Origin of the sequence: Bradyrhizobium sp. USDA 327 (assembly GCF_041262065.1) — a bacterium.
Classification (GTDB): Bacteria; Pseudomonadota; Alphaproteobacteria; order Rhizobiales; family Xanthobacteraceae; genus Bradyrhizobium; species Bradyrhizobium liaoningense.
The window spans coordinates 3,357,714-3,372,480 of sequence record NZ_JBGCCW010000001.1; the positions used below are offsets into that span (position 1 = coordinate 3,357,714).

General features: G+C 64.0%; 11 protein-coding genes. 8 read left to right on the plus strand and 3 right to left on the minus strand.

The genetic code is table 11. The features are described 5' to 3' along the window. Positions 1-9: 9 nt before the first annotated feature. From trpD to ABIA42_RS15480, 4 genes are all read left to right on the plus strand, one after another. Entirely contained in the window at positions 10-1,023 is a 1,014-nt protein-coding gene (gene trpD / locus ABIA42_RS15465; RefSeq protein ID WP_370143787.1) for an anthranilate phosphoribosyltransferase, read from the plus strand. A gap of 7 nt (positions 1,024-1,030) precedes the next feature. After that, positions 1,031-1,852, plus strand: coding sequence for an indole-3-glycerol phosphate synthase TrpC (trpC, locus tag ABIA42_RS15470; RefSeq protein WP_271528171.1), 822 nt, complete (start codon positions 1,031-1,033; stop codon positions 1,850-1,852). Between the two features lies 1 nt (position 1,853). Continuing rightward, positions 1,854-2,387 carry a cyclic pyranopterin monophosphate synthase MoaC gene (gene moaC, locus ABIA42_RS15475; protein ID WP_370112612.1) on the plus strand — a complete coding sequence of 178 codons (534 nt, stop codon included), beginning with the start codon at positions 1,854-1,856 and terminating at the stop codon, positions 2,385-2,387. 171 nt (positions 2,388-2,558) lie between these two features. After that, a complete protein-coding gene (locus ABIA42_RS15480) occupies positions 2,559-5,291 on the plus strand; it encodes an EAL domain-containing protein (protein WP_271528169.1) in 2,733 nt (910 codons plus the stop codon). A 104-nt stretch (positions 5,292-5,395) separates the two neighbouring features. Here the strand turns inward: ABIA42_RS15480 and ABIA42_RS15485 are convergent, their stop codons facing one another. After that, positions 5,396-6,733, minus strand: coding sequence for a S41 family peptidase (locus ABIA42_RS15485; protein ID WP_271528168.1), 1,338 nt, complete (start codon positions 6,731-6,733; stop codon positions 5,396-5,398). Between the two features lie 305 nt (positions 6,734-7,038). Here ABIA42_RS15485 and ABIA42_RS15490 point away from each other — a divergent pair, with 305 nt between their 5' ends. Together ABIA42_RS15490 and ABIA42_RS15495 are read left to right on the plus strand one after the other, a co-directional pair. Then, entirely contained in the window at positions 7,039-8,172 is a 1,134-nt protein-coding gene (locus ABIA42_RS15490) for an alpha-hydroxy acid oxidase (RefSeq protein ID WP_271528167.1), read from the plus strand. Between the two features lie 29 nt (positions 8,173-8,201). After that, the gene (locus ABIA42_RS15495; protein WP_370112609.1) at positions 8,202-8,825 is read left to right on the plus strand and encodes an HAD-IA family hydrolase; all 624 of its coding nucleotides are present in this window, start codon (positions 8,202-8,204) and stop codon (positions 8,823-8,825) included. A 115-nt stretch (positions 8,826-8,940) separates the two neighbouring features. Here the strand turns inward: ABIA42_RS15495 and ABIA42_RS15500 are convergent, their stop codons facing one another. Beyond that, on the minus strand, positions 8,941-12,165 hold the full coding sequence (locus ABIA42_RS15500) for an autotransporter domain-containing protein (RefSeq protein ID WP_370112607.1): 3,225 nt from the start codon (positions 12,163-12,165) through the stop codon (positions 8,941-8,943). A 138-nt stretch (positions 12,166-12,303) separates the two neighbouring features. On the opposite strand from ABIA42_RS15500, the gene ABIA42_RS15505 reads away from it, so the two are divergent. Continuing rightward, the gene (locus ABIA42_RS15505; protein ID WP_370112605.1) at positions 12,304-13,434 is read left to right on the plus strand and encodes a TIGR03032 family protein; all 1,131 of its coding nucleotides are present in this window, start codon (positions 12,304-12,306) and stop codon (positions 13,432-13,434) included. 6 nt (positions 13,435-13,440) lie between these two features. On the opposite strand, the gene ABIA42_RS15510 is transcribed toward ABIA42_RS15505, so the two are convergent. Further along, a complete protein-coding gene (locus tag ABIA42_RS15510; protein WP_271528163.1) occupies positions 13,441-14,220 on the minus strand; it encodes an adenylyl-sulfate kinase in 780 nt (259 codons plus the stop codon). Between the two features lie 310 nt (positions 14,221-14,530). On the opposite strand from ABIA42_RS15510, the gene ABIA42_RS15515 reads away from it, so the two are divergent. Next, on the plus strand, positions 14,531-14,737 hold the full coding sequence (locus ABIA42_RS15515) for a hypothetical protein (RefSeq protein ID WP_271528162.1): 207 nt from the start codon (positions 14,531-14,533) through the stop codon (positions 14,735-14,737). The last annotated feature ends 30 nt before the right edge of the window (positions 14,738-14,767 follow it).

The following is a 14,767-nucleotide window of genomic DNA, read 5'->3' on the forward strand; positions in this document are numbered from 1 at the left end:
AAGCACGCGATGGACGACCTGAAATCGATCATTGGAAAAGTGGCGACCGGCGCCAGCCTGTCGCGTGACGAAGCCGCTTCCGCCTTCGACGCCATGATGTCGGGCGAGGCTACGCCCTCGCAGATGGGCGGCCTGTTGATGGCGCTCCGCGTGCGCGGTGAGACCGTGGACGAGATCACTGGCGCCGTTTCCGCGATGCGCTCCAAGATGCTGACCGTGACGGCGCCGCCCGAAGCCGTCGACATCGTCGGCACCGGCGGCGACGGATCCGGCTCGGTCAACGTCTCGACCTGCGCCTCCTTCATCGTCTCGGGCGCCGGCGTGCCCGTGGCCAAGCACGGCAACCGCGCGCTGTCGTCGCGCTCGGGCGCCGCCGACGTGCTGGCCTCGCTCGGGGTGAAGATCGATCTGAAGCCGGAGCAGGTCGGGCGCTGCGTGCGCGAATGCGGCATCGGCTTCATGTTCGCCCCCGCCCACCATCCCGCGATGAAGAACGTCGGCCCGACCCGGGTCGAGCTTGCGACGCGCACGATCTTCAACCTGCTCGGCCCCCTGTCCAATCCGGCCGGCGTGAAGCGGCAGATGGTCGGCGTGTTCTCCCGGCAATGGGTGCAGCCGCTGGCGCAGGTGCTGAAGAACCTCGGCTCGGAATCCGCCTGGGTCGTGCACGGCTCCGATGGCCTCGACGAGATCACCCTCACCGGCCCGACCTTCGTCTCCGCGCTCCACAATGGCGAGATCCGGAATTTCGAGGTGACGCCCGAGGAGGCCGGACTGTCGCGTTGCGAGGCCGGCGCGCTCAGGGGCGGTGACGCCGATGCCAATGCGATCGCTCTGCAAAGCGTGCTCGACGGCAAGCCGAGCCCCTATCGCGACGTGGCGCTGATCAACGCCGCCGCCACGCTGGTCGTGGCCGGCCGCGCCAAGGACCTCAAGGAGGGCGTCGTGATCGGCGCCCGCTCAATCGACAGCGGCGCGGCCAACGCGAAGCTGAAGCACCTGGTCGCAGTCTCCAACAGCTGAATTGCGCATGTCCGACATCCTGACCAAGATCGAGACCTATAAGCGCGAGGAGATCGCGGCAGCGAAGCGGACGCGTCCGCTCTCCGCCGTGGAGGCGCAAGCCAGGGCCGCGTCCGCGCCGCGTGGTTTCGTGCGCGCGATCAAGAGCAAGCTTGCCCATGGCGACTATGCGCTGATCGCCGAGATCAAGAAGGCCTCGCCCTCCAAGGGCCTCATCCGCGCCGATTTCGACCCGCCTGCACTCGCAAGAGCCTATGAGGCGGGCGGCGCGGCCTGTCTGTCGGTGCTGACGGATACGCCCTCGTTCCAGGGCCATCTCGACTTCCTGGTGGCGGCGCGCGCGGCAACGTCCCTGCCGGTGCTGCGCAAGGATTTCATGTTCGACACCTATCAGGTGGTCGAGGCGCGCGCGCACGGCGCCGACTGCATCCTGATCATCATGGCGGCGCTCGATGATGCCGCCGCGAGGGATATCGAAGACGCCGCCATCGCCTATGGCATGGACGTGCTGATCGAGATCCATGACCGCGCCGAGCTCGAGCGGGCGCTGAAGCTGCGGTCGCCGATGATCGGCGTCAACAACCGCAACCTGCGCACCTTCGAGACCACGCTTGCGACCAGCGAGGCGCTGGCGCCGTTGATCCCTCAGGACCGACTGATGGTCGGCGAAAGCGGTATCTTCACGCCAGAAGATCTCGCCCGGCTCGAGCGCGTCGGCATAACGACGTTCCTCGTCGGTGAAAGCCTGATGCGGCAGGCCGACGTCACTGCGGCGACGCGCGCGCTGCTCGCGCGCAACACGAATGCGCGCGCGACGGGCACGCGCTGATATGGCGCGCAAGCCAGCCAGGACGGATCCAGCCAGGACGAAGCCGGCCAAATCCAAGGCCGGCCCCGCCCTCACCCATATCGGCGCCTCCGGCGAGGCGCGGATGGTCGACGTCTCGGACAAGCCCGCGACCGAGCGGCTTGCTGTCGCGCAAGGCCGCGTCGTGATGACCAGGGCGACGCTCGACCTGATCGTGTCGGGCAATGCCAAGAAAGGCGACGTGCTTGGCACCGCGCGCATCGCCGGCATCATGGCCGCCAAGCGCACATCGGAGCTGATCCCGCTCTGCCATCCGCTCGCGCTGTCGAAAGTGACGGTCGACATCGAGCCTGACGTGACGTTGCCGGGCTGCCTCGTTCGGGCCAGCGTGAAGGTGACGGGCCCGACAGGCGTCGAGATGGAGGCCCTCACGGCCGTCTCGGTCGCCTGCCTCACCATCTACGACATGATCAAGGCGGTCGAGCGCGGCGTGCGGATCGAAGGCATCCACCTGGTCGAGAAGCTCGGCGGCAAGTCCGGCCACTACCGCGCCTGAAACCGCTTGCTTCGGCCCCCCTCGCGCGGCGCACATCGATTGCTTTTGTGCGCGGCCTTTCACGTTGCGTTAACCGCGCTTGCTAACTTTGCCTCCACACCGTTCCCGTAAACCAACGGGTGTTTCCAGGGCCAAGAATTGATCCTGAGGTGTGCCCGGCAATGATCCAGCATGATGACGAAATTCGGCAGTCGCTTCTTTGACCAGGCCTTCGTGCGCGGCGGACCGATCCGCTGGCTGGTGGTGGGCGGCACGCTGCTGATCGCGGCCATCGCCATAGGCTCGGTCCTGATGGCGCAGAATTTCCGCGAGCGAGCGCTGCGCAACTCCGGCCGCGAGCTGGAAAACACCGTGCTGCTGCTCGCTCACCATTTCGATCAGCAATTGCAGGATTTCGCGGTCATCCAGAAGGATTTCGTCGACCACGTCCGCTCGAGCGGAATCATGACCGGGGAAGATTATCGCAAGCGTCTCTCGGGCGAGGACGTCCACCAGATGCTGCGGTCGAAGATCGAGGCGCTGCCCTACATCGGAGGCGTCAACGTCATCGATGCCGAAGGCAATCTGATCAACACGACGAGGGCATGGCCGGCTCCAAAAGTAAACGTTGCCGATCGCGCCTATTTCCGCACCTTCAAGTACGATCCCCATTCGCCGGATGTCCTGATCGAGCCGCTTCATAGCCGCATCTCCGGCGCATGGACCATCCTGGTGGCCCGGAGGATCGTCGGGCCACGTGGCGAGTTCCTCGGTGTCGTCGGACGCGGAATCGAGCCCGCCAACTTTGAAAAATTCTTTGCCTCCGTCGTGCTCGGCGAAGGTGCAACAATCTCGATGCTGCATCGCGACGGCACGCTGCTCGCCCGTTATCCCCATTCCAGCGAATTGATGGGACACAATTTCAAGACCGGTTCGTTCGCGAACCAGAGGATTTTCGGCCTCGATCACTTCGCGGGCCGTTTCACGAGTCCCGTCGACGGCGAGGACCGGCTGATCTCCGCGCGCGCCCTGCCGCACTTCCCGATCCTGATGATGGCCAGCACGACGCGCGCGGCGGCCCTGGCGGACTGGCGCGAGCAGATCGGCATCCTGATCTCGGTCGCCGCCTCTTCCGCGCTCGCCATCGCAGGCGTGCTGATTGCGATCGTGCGCAAGCTGCTGGAGCAGCACCGCCTTTCGCGCGAACGGCTGACTCTGGAGAAGCAGCGGCTCGACCGCGCCGTCAACAACATGACGCAGGGCCTCTTGCTGTTCGACGCCGAGCAGCGGCTCGTGGTCTGCAACCAGCGCTACATCGAGATGTATGGATTGTCGGCCGAGGTCGTGAAGCCCGGCTCCAGCTTCCACGACATCATCGCCCATCGCAGGGCAACCGGCTCGTTCACCGGCGACGTCGACGCTTACGTCGCGCTCGTGCTGAAGGACATCCATGTCCGCAATTCCATGGTGGTCGATACTTCCGACGGCCGCTCGATCCACATCCTCAACGAACCGCTCGCGGATGGCGGCTGGGTCGCGACCCATGAGGACATCACGGAGCGCCGTCGCATCGAGGAGCGCATCACCCACCTCGCCCATTACGACGCGCTGACGGACCTGCCCAACCGCGCCATGTTCCACGAGCATCTGCGCGAAGCGCTGGCCGCGGTCCGCGACGGCGAACAGATCGCGGTGCATTACATCGACATCGACGAGTTCAAGGGCGTCAACGACGCGCTCGGCCATCTCGTCGGCGACGAGCTGTTGAAATCGGTAGCCGCGAGCCTCCAGCGCTGTGCAGGCCCGGCGGACTTCGTGGCGCGGCTCGGCGGCGACGAATTCGCCATCGTACAGAGCGCGGTGACGTCGCTGGATCAGGTCGACGAGCTCGTCGCGCGGGTCTTCGAAGCCATCCGCACGCCGTTCGACTGCATGGGCCATCATCTTACCACCGATGCCAGCATCGGCATTGCGCTTGCGCCGAAACACGGAACGGTGCTGGACCAGATCCTCAAGAATGCGGACATGGCGATGTACGCGGCGAAGTCCGCCGGACGCCGTACCTACCGCTTCTTCGAGCCGGACATGGACGCCAGGGTCCGCGAGCGCCGCCGGCTCGAGAGCGACCTGCGCCACGCCATCGCCCAAGGGAGTCTCGAAGGCGGGCTCGAGGTCTATTACCAGCCCTGCCTTGGCCTGAAGGACGACCGCATCACCGGCTGCGAGGCATTGGTGCGCTGGCGCCATCCCGAGCGCGGCATGGTCTCGCCTGCCGAGTTCATCCCGATCGCCGAAGACACCGGCCTGATCAACGAGATCGGCGAATGGGTGCTCGCGACCGCCTGCCGGGACGCGGCCACCTGGCCCGACGACATCCGTCTCGCCGTCAACGTCTCGCCGGTGCAGTTCAAGAGCGGCACGCTGGCGCTGAAGATCATGGCGGCGCTCGCTGCGTCGAACCTGCCGGCGAGCCGGCTCGAGCTCGAGATCACCGAAGCAGTTCTGATCCGCGACGACGATGCCGCGCTCGCGATCCTGCACCAGCTCCGTGCCATCGGCGTCCGCATCGCGCTCGACGATTTCGGCACCGGCTACTCATCCCTGAGCTATCTGCACCGTTTCCCCTTCGACAAGATCAAGATCGACCGCTGCTTCGTCGACGACATCGCCCGCCCCGACGGCTCCGCCAGCATCGTTCAGGCCGTCGTCAACCTGGCGGCCTCCCGCCGCATGACCACCACAGCCGAGGGCGTCGAGACCGAGGAGCAGCGGCGCCTGCTGCGCACGCTCGGCTGCTCCGAGATGCAGGGTTATCTGTTCAGCGCCGCGAAGCCGGCCGACAAGATGCTGGAGCTGTTCGCGCTGCATCGCAGCCGGCTTGCCCGGCGCGAAGGCAGTGAGGGCCGCCGCCGCGAGGCCGGTTAGGCCTTCCGCCGCGATGGAGGGATGACTCCGAGAGCGTCCCGAAAGACATTCGCCCGGAAGTGGTCATCCACTCCCGGGCGATCCGCATCTGGAGGTCGTCAGATTTAGTTCGGAACCGCAGCCTTCGACGCGGGCTTCGAAGCGACGGCATTCGCGGTCACGCCGTGGAGGAAGTCATAGGCCGCATGCAGGGCCTTGTCGTCCTTCTCTTCCGGCGGGACGTAGGATTGCGATCCGGTCTGCTCGGTGCCGTCGGCGGCTTGCAGATGGCCGCGCATCTGGGATTCCGCCATGGTGTCCATCCGGCCCTTCAGCTCGGGCGGCACGTCCTGCAGGATCTCGATGTCGGGCGCGATGCCCTGGGCCTGGATCGAGCGGCCCGACGGCGTGTAGTAGCGCGCCGTGGTCAGCGCCAGCGCGCCGTTGCCGGAGCCGAGCGGAATGATGGTCTGCACCGAGCCCTTGCCGAACGAGCGCGTGCCGATCAGCGTCGCGCGCTTGTGGTCGTGCAGCGCGCCGGCCACGATCTCCGAGGCCGAGGCCGATCCGCCATTGATCAGGACCACGAGCGGCTTGCCCTTGGTGAGATCGCCGCCATGCGCGGTGAAACGCTGAGTCTCTTCCGGATTGCGGCCGCGGGTCGAGACGACCTCGCCCCGCTGCAGGAAGGCGCTCGACACCGACACGGCCTGATCGAGCAGTCCGCCCGGATTGTTGCGCAGATCCATCACGTAGCCTGCCAGCTTCTCCGCCGGGACCTGCCTGGAGATCGACGCGATCGCCTTCTTCAAACCGTCGGTAGTCTGCTCGTTGAAAGAGGTGACGCGGATATAGCCGATGTCGCCGTTCTCGACGCGGAAGCGCACCGGGCGCACATGGATGATTTCGCGCGTGATCGAAACGTCGAGCGGCGCGTCCGCGCCCTTGCGCACGATGGTGAGCTTGGTCTTGGTATCGACCGGGCCCTTCATCTTGTTGACGGCCTGCTCGAGCGTCATGCCCTGCACCGCCTCGCCGTCGATCTTGCTGATGAGGTCGCCGGACATGATGCCGGCCTTCGAGGCGGGCGTATCGTCGATCGGCGAGACCACCTTGACGAGGCCATCCTCCATGGTGACCTCGATGCCGAGCCCGCCGAACTCGCCGGAGGTGGTCTCCTGCATCTCGGTCCAGGCCTTGGCGTTCATGTAGCGCGAGTGCGGATCGAGCGAGGTCACCATGCCGGTGATCGCGCCCTCGATCAGCTTGGCGTTGTCGGGCTTCTCGACATAGCTGGCCTTGACCCGCTCGAACACCGCGCCGAACAAATTGAGCTGGGAATAGGCATCGTCCGCGCTCGCTGCAGCCCGCGCCGCCCATACTCCGCTATGTGGGCCGGCTACCAGAAGAGTCAGACACGCTCCGGTGAGCGCGCCGAGGGGGAACAGCAGGGTTTTCCGCATGGATGACGTAGCCTTTTGCTTGGCGGTTCTCTTCGGGTTGGGAGCGCCATGCAAATGGCGATCCAGCCCACTTCTCACAATACCATTCCGGTTTCTTCAAGGCCGGGATGCCACGCTGGCGGGTATACCGAAGAAATCCCTTCGCCTTGGACTAAACTTTTGGCAACGTTCCGAAACTGTTTCGCTCAAAGCGGGAAACCGGTCGGGCCGCCCATGCCTCGCAGCTATGCGATTTTAGGATGGTTTTCGAGGGCCGGACGCGATAGGCGATGGCGATAAGACTTCAAATTCTCGGGAGGACAACAATGAACGAAGCGCCCCGCATCCGGCCTGAAAGGAACGTCGAGCTCGGCGCCAGCAACGAGACGTTCCAGAACCTCCACGAGTTCATCCGGAAAGCGCGCGCCAACCTGAACCAGAACGCCTGGGACTACATCGTCGGCGCGGCCGAGACCGAGACCACGATGCGCCGCAACCGCATGGCGCTGGACGAGATCGCCTTCCGCCCGCGCGTGCTGCGCGATGTCCGCAAGGTCGACGGAGGGGTCGATCAATTCGGCCGCAGGATGCGCCTGCCGGTGGTGCTCGCCCCGGTCGGCGCCCTCGAGATCTTCGATCCGGATGGCGCGGCAAGCGTGGCACGCGCCGCCGGCACTTTCGGTGCGGCGCACATGCTGAGCTCGGTGTCCGAGCCAGGACTGGAGAAGACCGCCGAAGCCGCGCCCGACGCGCTGCGCCTCTATCAGCTTTATGTCCGCGGCGACGATGCCTTCGTCGCCGATGTCGTCAGCCGGGCCGAGAAGAGCGCCTATGCCGCCTTCTGCCTGACCGTCGACACCGCCCATTACAGCCGTCGTGAACGCGACATCGCCAAGCGCTACGTTCGCGAGAGCCGCCTGCGCGCCACCGGCGGCGATTTCCAGAAGGGTCTGGAGTGGCGGACCGTGAAGATGATCAAGGACAAGTTCAAAATACCGCTGATCCTCAAGGGCATTGCCACGGCAGAGGACGCGCTGATCGCGCTGGATCACGGCGTCGAGTGGATTTACGTGTCCAACCATGGCGGCCGCCAGCTCGACCACGGCCGCGGCGCCATGCATGTGCTGCCCGAGATTGTCGATGCCGTGAAGGGCCGCGCCAAGATCATGGTCGACGGCGGCTTCGGCCGCGGCACCGACATCGTCAAGGCGATCGCGGCGGGCGCGGACCTCGTCGGCATCGGCCGGCTGCAATGCTGGGCGCTGGCGGCGGCGGGCGAAGCCGGTGTCACCCGGATGCTGGAGCTGCTCGAGGACGAGGTGCTGCGCTGCCTTGGCCTCCTGGGCGCCACCTCATTCGCCGAGGTCGACAAATCTTGCCTGCATCCGGCGACCGCCACCAACGCGCCCAGCGTGTTCAGCGCATTCCCGCTGTTCGACCACGAGCCCTATCGCTACTGACTTGCCGATACTGAAGTGAAAAGGACGCAATGACATCGCTCTCTCCCGGCAGCGCGGATGCGCTTCTGTTCGACCTCGGGCGCGTGGTGCTCGACATCGACTTCTCCAAGGCGATCGCCTGCTGGGCGCGACATGCCGGCTGCCAGCCCGAGGCCATCGTCGCGCGCTATGTGCGCGACGAGGCCTACCGGCTGCACGAGATGGGCAAGATCAGCGACGAGGACTATTTCGCCTCGCTGCGCGCGTCACTCGGAATCGGCATCTCGGACGCGCAGTTCCTGGAAGGCTGGAACGCGATCTTCGCAGGCGAGATGCCCGACATCGCCGAACTGTTGCCGCGCGCGGCGAAGCAGATGCCGCTCTACGCGTTCTCCAACACCAATCGGCCGCACGTGGACTATTTCTCGAAGGAATATGCCGGCGTGCTCGGCCATTTCCGCGAGCTGTATCTGTCGTCCAGCATCGGCCTGCGCAAACCGGACGCGGAGGCGTTCGACCACGTCGTCGCCGCGATCGGCGTGCCGGCGGAGCGCATCGTATTCTTCGACGACCTCGCCGAGAACATCGACGGCGCGCGGGCGCGCGGTTTGAACGCCGTGCACGTGACGTCGCCGGGCGACGTCGGGAACGCGTTGAGGGCACTTGGCATCTGAATTGGGCTGCGACGACCGGTAGCTTGGGGGCGCGACCGAGGCTTGTCCTAGACCCGCTCCCGCATTGTCGGAGTTCGTCGGCAACACTTAAATCAAGACGCGTTGGACGGCCCGCTTAGAACCGCCAGATCAGATTTCCCTTGATCGCGTGATCAGTCACCCGATCCGAGAGCTGGCCGACGTAAGAGAAGCCAATGGTCGCAGTCGGGCTGAAGTGCAGGTTTAGGCCCGCTTCGACGAGGGCCGCGTTCCGTGCAAGCGAATTGCCGCTAATGTTAAATCCGGCACCGCCGCTGGCAAAGGCCATGGCCATGACCGGCGTAGTGTCGCCGAAGGCGCGGCGCCAGCCGAGCATGCCATAAGTCGTGATCGTCGCGCGATCGGGCAGCGCATAAGTCATGGCGGCCCGTGCCCCCAACGTCGTGAAGACCGCATCATTCGACTGTCCGTTTGCGGTGAGCACCGCCGCGCCGCCGCTTTCCGTAAAGCCATGGGTGTGGACGTTCACATAGGCAGCGCTCGCAAACGGCTCGATGGCAGCACGGCCGGCAAAGAAGCTAGCGCCAATTTCGCCGAACGCCTGCGCGGTGCGAGCCGCGAAGCTGGCCGTCGCCGTATCGCTGAACATGGAGGCGCAGCACCCTTCCCCGCCTGCAAAGGCTATGCTGCGGCTCGTCTCGAGGTCGTGCCACGTATGGGCCACGCCGGCCCGCAATCCGAGGGCGCCGAATTGGCCACCGCCATAGAGACCGAAATGGTAACTGTCGACCGTTCCGGACGACTTCCGCTCGTCGGCTCGAAGCCAGGAGCGCGCATAGCCACTGGCAACGCCGAATCGCCACATTTCGCCGACGTTCGCATCGAACCCGGTCATAAAACCGCCGACCGAGCGCGAAAGTGCGGACGCGTTGCCGTCACCGGCATTGCGCCCCCAGGCTCCGATCGTTTGCCCCCACCCCGCGACAACGTTCTCCGCAGGCATAGCTGTTTTCTTGGCTCCGAAGCCAGGTGCGGGATGATCGGTCATCGTCCTGGCATAGGCCAACACCGGACCGCCGGGAGTGAGACTCGCAGGCGGATTGGAACTGCCGCCATAGGATTGTCTCAGCCGCCCAAGCAGCGCGTCGCGGACATGGCGCGAATCGTCAAGCACCATGCCGACGGCGCTGGCGTGAACCTCTCCCGAAAGCAGGTCAAACGCGGAGCGGGCCTGCTCCGCGCTGCCGAGTACGATCACGTCATAAATCGGATTGCCGACGCCGAGTCCTTCAACGGCGCCGCCCGTAGCGATCTGGTTCGGAGTCTGCCCGGCACCCGCGAACGTCAGCCCCGTGCTGGTGATCTGCAGATACACATTGTTTGCATCGTAGCTGAGACAGGCACAGAGGAAGTCGGATGCGAAGTTCAAGCCTGAGAATGCTCCGCTCAGCCCGCCGGCAGCGGTGAGGATGACATACGTCGTATTCCTTGGATAGCTGCCGGCCCCGGCGATAACGTGTGCGGTACCGGCGAGTGCGGCGGTCCCGGTCACGTTCGTGCGGTCGCTGGACCCAGGGGAAATGCCCACCTGGTACGTGGAGTTGGGCGTGAAACTGATGGTGCCCTGAACGTTAAGTGTGCCAATCATAGGTCCGGGGGAGAGTATGCCGCCGTTGATCGCTGTGGTCGGCAAGGTCCCCGTGCCGCCCAGCGTACTGCCGCTGTTGGCGGTAACGCCGCTCGATGATGCAATGGAGCCGTCCACCAGCAGCGTTCCTCCATTGATGGTGGTGGCGCCCGTGTAGGTGCTGATCCCGGTTAGCCTTTCGGTGCCACCGTCGAGCGTCAACCCGCCTGAGCCGGCGATTGCGCCGCCGAAGGTCCCGGAGGCGTTCGACAGTATCAGAGTCTGATTGCCGAGCGTAACCGCGCTGCCGACCACACCTGAGAGCGACGCGATCGTTCCCCCCGCCACCGCGCCAGAGATATCCAGCACGCTGGTGGCGCCGTTCAGGTTGACAATCGAATTGGAGATGTTGCCGGCGCCGACCAGCGCCAGCGTTCCGCCGTTCACGCTGAAGTCGGTGTTGGGCATCGTCGCCTGGATGGAAAGCACGCCCGCATTTACGGTCCAGTCGGGGATCCCGGTGTTGATGCCCGTCAGGGTCCATTGGCTTGCGCCGACCTTCTCGAAGGTCTCGAAATCCCGATATTGCGCGGCCGAGCCGATCCGCGAGACATCGAAGCTCCCGGTGCCAGTCCCCCCCAACGCAAGCGTATCGGTGCCCGGTCCGGCGAAGACGGTGCCGTTGATCACCGCGGTCGGATGCAATTCCAGCCGGTCAGCCAGCGCCGATCCTTGATGGAAGCGGACTGCGCCGCCCGTCCCGCCGTTCAGTGTGCCGGCGACCGTAAGATTGGTGGCTCCGTTAGCGGAAGCAAAAGTGGACGTGTCGACGGCATAACCAGTGCCGTTGGAGGTCACACTGCTCCCCGATCCGACGTTGATCGCAATGGAACCGCCGGCGCCTGTTCTGGCGTAAATGGCCGTATTTCCCGTGACGTCGCCATTGACGGTAATATTCAATGCACCGGCGCCGTCGCTCCGCGCGGATATGCCAATTTCTTGCCCGCTGACAGTTGTGCCGGCCGCCGTCGTCACAACGACGTCTGCGGTCCCGCGCGCAAGGATGCCGACGTCTGTTCCCGTCGTGCCACTGGCTGCGACATCCCCATTGGCGGTCACAGTTGTCGTGCCGGTGCCGTAGTTGCGGCTCAAGATGCCGTATCGCAATCCGCTCACGGTGGTCCCGACTCCCGTCGTCACGCTAAGGTCGGTTCCGGAACTCACGGCAACGATTCCGCGCGACAGCGAAGCCACGCCGGTGCCGGTGCTGATGACATCTCCATTGGCCGTGATCGACAGCGCTCCGCTACCGAAGTTTCGGCCGCGAATGCCGTAGTTGCGGGCGGTGACGGCACCATTGGTGTTGATGGTAATGCTGCCCGGGCCGGCGGCATTGGATACGTTCAACCCATTGCCTGAGGTCGCGGTCAGGGCCGAGAAATTCGTGTCCGTGTAAAAGAGATCGCCGGATCCGGTAATGGCCAGGGCATTGGACGACACGGTCGTGACTCTGAAGCCGGGCAGCGTCGAGACATTGGCATTGGCAGCCGAGACCGACTGGGCCGTGCTGGCGCCGGAGCATAGGAAGTTCGATCCGCCGGCCGGAACACAGGCGGCGTACGCGCGGCGGCCATAACCGATGACCGCGCTGGCGAGCATCGAGGAGGACAAGATCAGATGACGCAATGACCGTTCGGCCAATAAGGCCTCCAGCAAATGCAGGTTCCAACCCACCTAAATCGCGCTACCTGCGTTTTTACACAGTAACGACCTCCCGCGCTAGTAGCAGCCGGGTCGGGCGAGACTCGGCTTGGTGTTTCCGCAAGAACTCGGCTAGTGTTGACGTTATCCAGGAGCATCACAGGCAACGAAGTGATCGAGCGACCTGCCGATCGACTGCGCACGGACGCTGCCGCTGAGCAGGGCGGCAAGCGCGGCGGCGACGCGGTCAAGTATTCCATGTCGCCAGGGCTGCCGTCCTTTCTTGGTTCAGAGCGCATCGCACTCGCCGTTTCGTCCTATCAATCAGGCAAGTTCTATCTGATCGGGCAGAACGTCGATGGCGGACTTCTGGTGCATGAGCGCTTTTTTCACAAAGCGATGGGAATCTGCGTCGCGGATCGAGACACCATTCTTCTCGCCACACTGTTCCAGATCGTCAAGTTCAGGAACGTGCTCAAGCGCGAGCAGACAATCAACGATCTGCATGATGCATGCTACGTCCCGCGTGAACTATTCATCACCGGCGAGCTCGACGTTCACGACATCGGCTTGACGAAAGATGGCGGCATCGTCTTCGTCAATACGCTCTATAACTGCCTTGCCACGACATCCGAGCGGCACAGCTTCACGCCATTTTGGAAGCCTTCTTTCATTTCGAAGATCGTCAAAGAGGATCGGTGCCACTTGAATGGACTCGCCATGGAAGCCGGCGTGCCACGCTACGTGACGGCGGTCAGCAAATCCGACACCGTCGATGGCTGGCGCGACCGGCGCGCCAATGGCGGCATCGTCATCGACGTGCAGTCCGGCGCCGTCGTTCTCGGAGGGCTCTCAATGCCCCATTCTCCGCGCATGTGTCGCGGCAGATTGTGGTTGCTGAACTCCGGAACCGGCGAGATCGGCTGGATCGAGCGCTGCGCCTCGGCGGAAGATGGGCGATTTCGGGTGCTCGCCTTCTGTCCGGGTTTCGTGCGCGGGCTCGCCTTCCATGGCAGGTACGCATTCGTGGGGCTGTCAAAACCACGCTACGAGCGCTTTGAAGGGCTGGCCCTCGACCGCAGGCTCGCCGAGGCCGATTCGGAGCCATGGTGCGGGGTGCAGATCATCGATCTCGATACGGGTGCGTGCGTTCATTGGTTCCGTATCGATGGATCTGTGACGGAACTCTACGATCTCGGCGTGGTCCCGGATGTGGTGCGGCCGATGGCGCTCGGCTTCACCTCCGACGAGATTCTGAACCTCATCACTCACGATCCGCTCGAGACCGACGGCAGCGCTTGACGACGATTATCGGGGCATCGGCGCTGCACTCATCCGACGCAGGTCCGTGGCGGAGATATCTTCCGTTGCCTCGTCGAGCACGATGCGTTCGACTGCGTAACCAACGTCGCGTCCGTAATAGACATTGGTAATGTTGGGCATCGGCAGGACAATGAAGCGGCCTACATGGGCCGACAGCGCAGCTTCGATCCGTTGCTTCACCGCGAAGAACGATAGCGGGTTTTTCTGATCGATTCCGTGCGTATCGCGAACAGCGATGCACACCTGGCCGACACGACGCAGGCCCTCTTCGATCAGGCGCTGATGGCCAAGGTGAAACGGCTGATAGCGGCCGATGAACAGCGCGGTCGGCAGTTGTGGATCAAATGCCGGTCGCAGGCGTGCCAACACTTGCTCCGCCCAATATCGGACAGTGCCATCCGCATTGACGCGCACATCAAAATGGCTGGGCGGTGTAAACATGCGATTGGTGTCTGCGTATCGGCTCTCCTGAATGCGATCAATCCAAATCGTGAAACTAGAACCAAATGCAGCCCGCGTTTCCTCCGTCGGGCAAATGAAGTCCGCGATCGCCGTTCCTCCCGCTTCGACTACCCGGTCACACATCCAGCTCATGCGGCGGGCATGTTCAACGCGATCTTCGTGACTAAAGCCGAGGTCTCTCGATATATTGGCCCTAACCGAGTCCGCATTGAAAACAACTGCATTGAGCAGCGGCGCCAGAATATTGGCGAGCGTCGTCTTACCCGCGCCCGGAAGCCCCATGATGAGAATTTTTCGTGTCATGGGCGCTCCTCGCTTCAAGAGAACGTATGCCGCAGAGCTTACACCAGTTTGGCCGCCGAGCCTCAGCGGGCTGTCGGCTTGAACGCCGTGCACGTGACGTCGCCCGGCGACGTCGGGAACGCGTTGAGGGCGCTTGGCATCTGAATGCCAGGCAGTCGCCGCGACAGGTCATGCCCTCGGTTCCCGGAGCCAAATTTGCGGAGGATGAGGAACCCAACCCCTTTGTGCATTTTTATACGGAGTTCCGGGAACGGAGTACCACCCTTCGGACTCATGAGTCTGTTGGGATTTCTACATCGGACTGATCGACGTGCTGGGCAAAACCTATCTCACCAAGCAAGCCTCTCTCCTGCTTGAATTCGCCAGAACCACCTCGGATTCTGACCTCTCCGCCAAGCTGATCAGCAAGGCGGCCGACCTGAAGTCCCTGGCCGATCCGCTGCCCGACAAGGATCAGGATCCCAGAGCTCCCGACGTGGCACCGGACGTCGGTCCGAGCGATCCGACAGGACGTTGAGCGATGTTGGCCGTGGTGCTCGTCATTCTC

What these genes read in the sequence shown, in the direction of transcription:
- ABIA42_RS15485 (WP_271528168.1), bottom strand. Translation starts at nt 6,733, where the DNA reads ATGCGGAAAACCCTGCTGTTCCCCCTCGGCGCGCTCACCGGAGCGTGT.
- ABIA42_RS15480 (WP_271528169.1), top strand. Translation starts at nt 2,559, where the DNA reads ATGATGACGAAATTCGGCAGTCGCTTCTTTGACCAGGCCTTCGTGCGC.
- moaC (WP_370112612.1), top strand. Translation starts at nt 1,854, where the DNA reads ATGGCGCGCAAGCCAGCCAGGACGGATCCAGCCAGGACGAAGCCGGCC.
- trpC (WP_271528171.1), top strand. Translation starts at nt 1,031, where the DNA reads ATGTCCGACATCCTGACCAAGATCGAGACCTATAAGCGCGAGGAGATC.
- ABIA42_RS15490 (WP_271528167.1), top strand. Translation starts at nt 7,039, where the DNA reads ATGAACGAAGCGCCCCGCATCCGGCCTGAAAGGAACGTCGAGCTCGGC.
- trpD (WP_370143787.1), top strand. Translation starts at nt 10, where the DNA reads ATGGACGACCTGAAATCGATCATTGGAAAAGTGGCGACCGGCGCCAGC.
- ABIA42_RS15510 (WP_271528163.1), bottom strand. Translation starts at nt 14,220, where the DNA reads ATGACACGAAAAATTCTCATCATGGGGCTTCCGGGCGCGGGTAAGACG.
- ABIA42_RS15495 (WP_370112609.1), top strand. Translation starts at nt 8,202, where the DNA reads ATGACATCGCTCTCTCCCGGCAGCGCGGATGCGCTTCTGTTCGACCTC.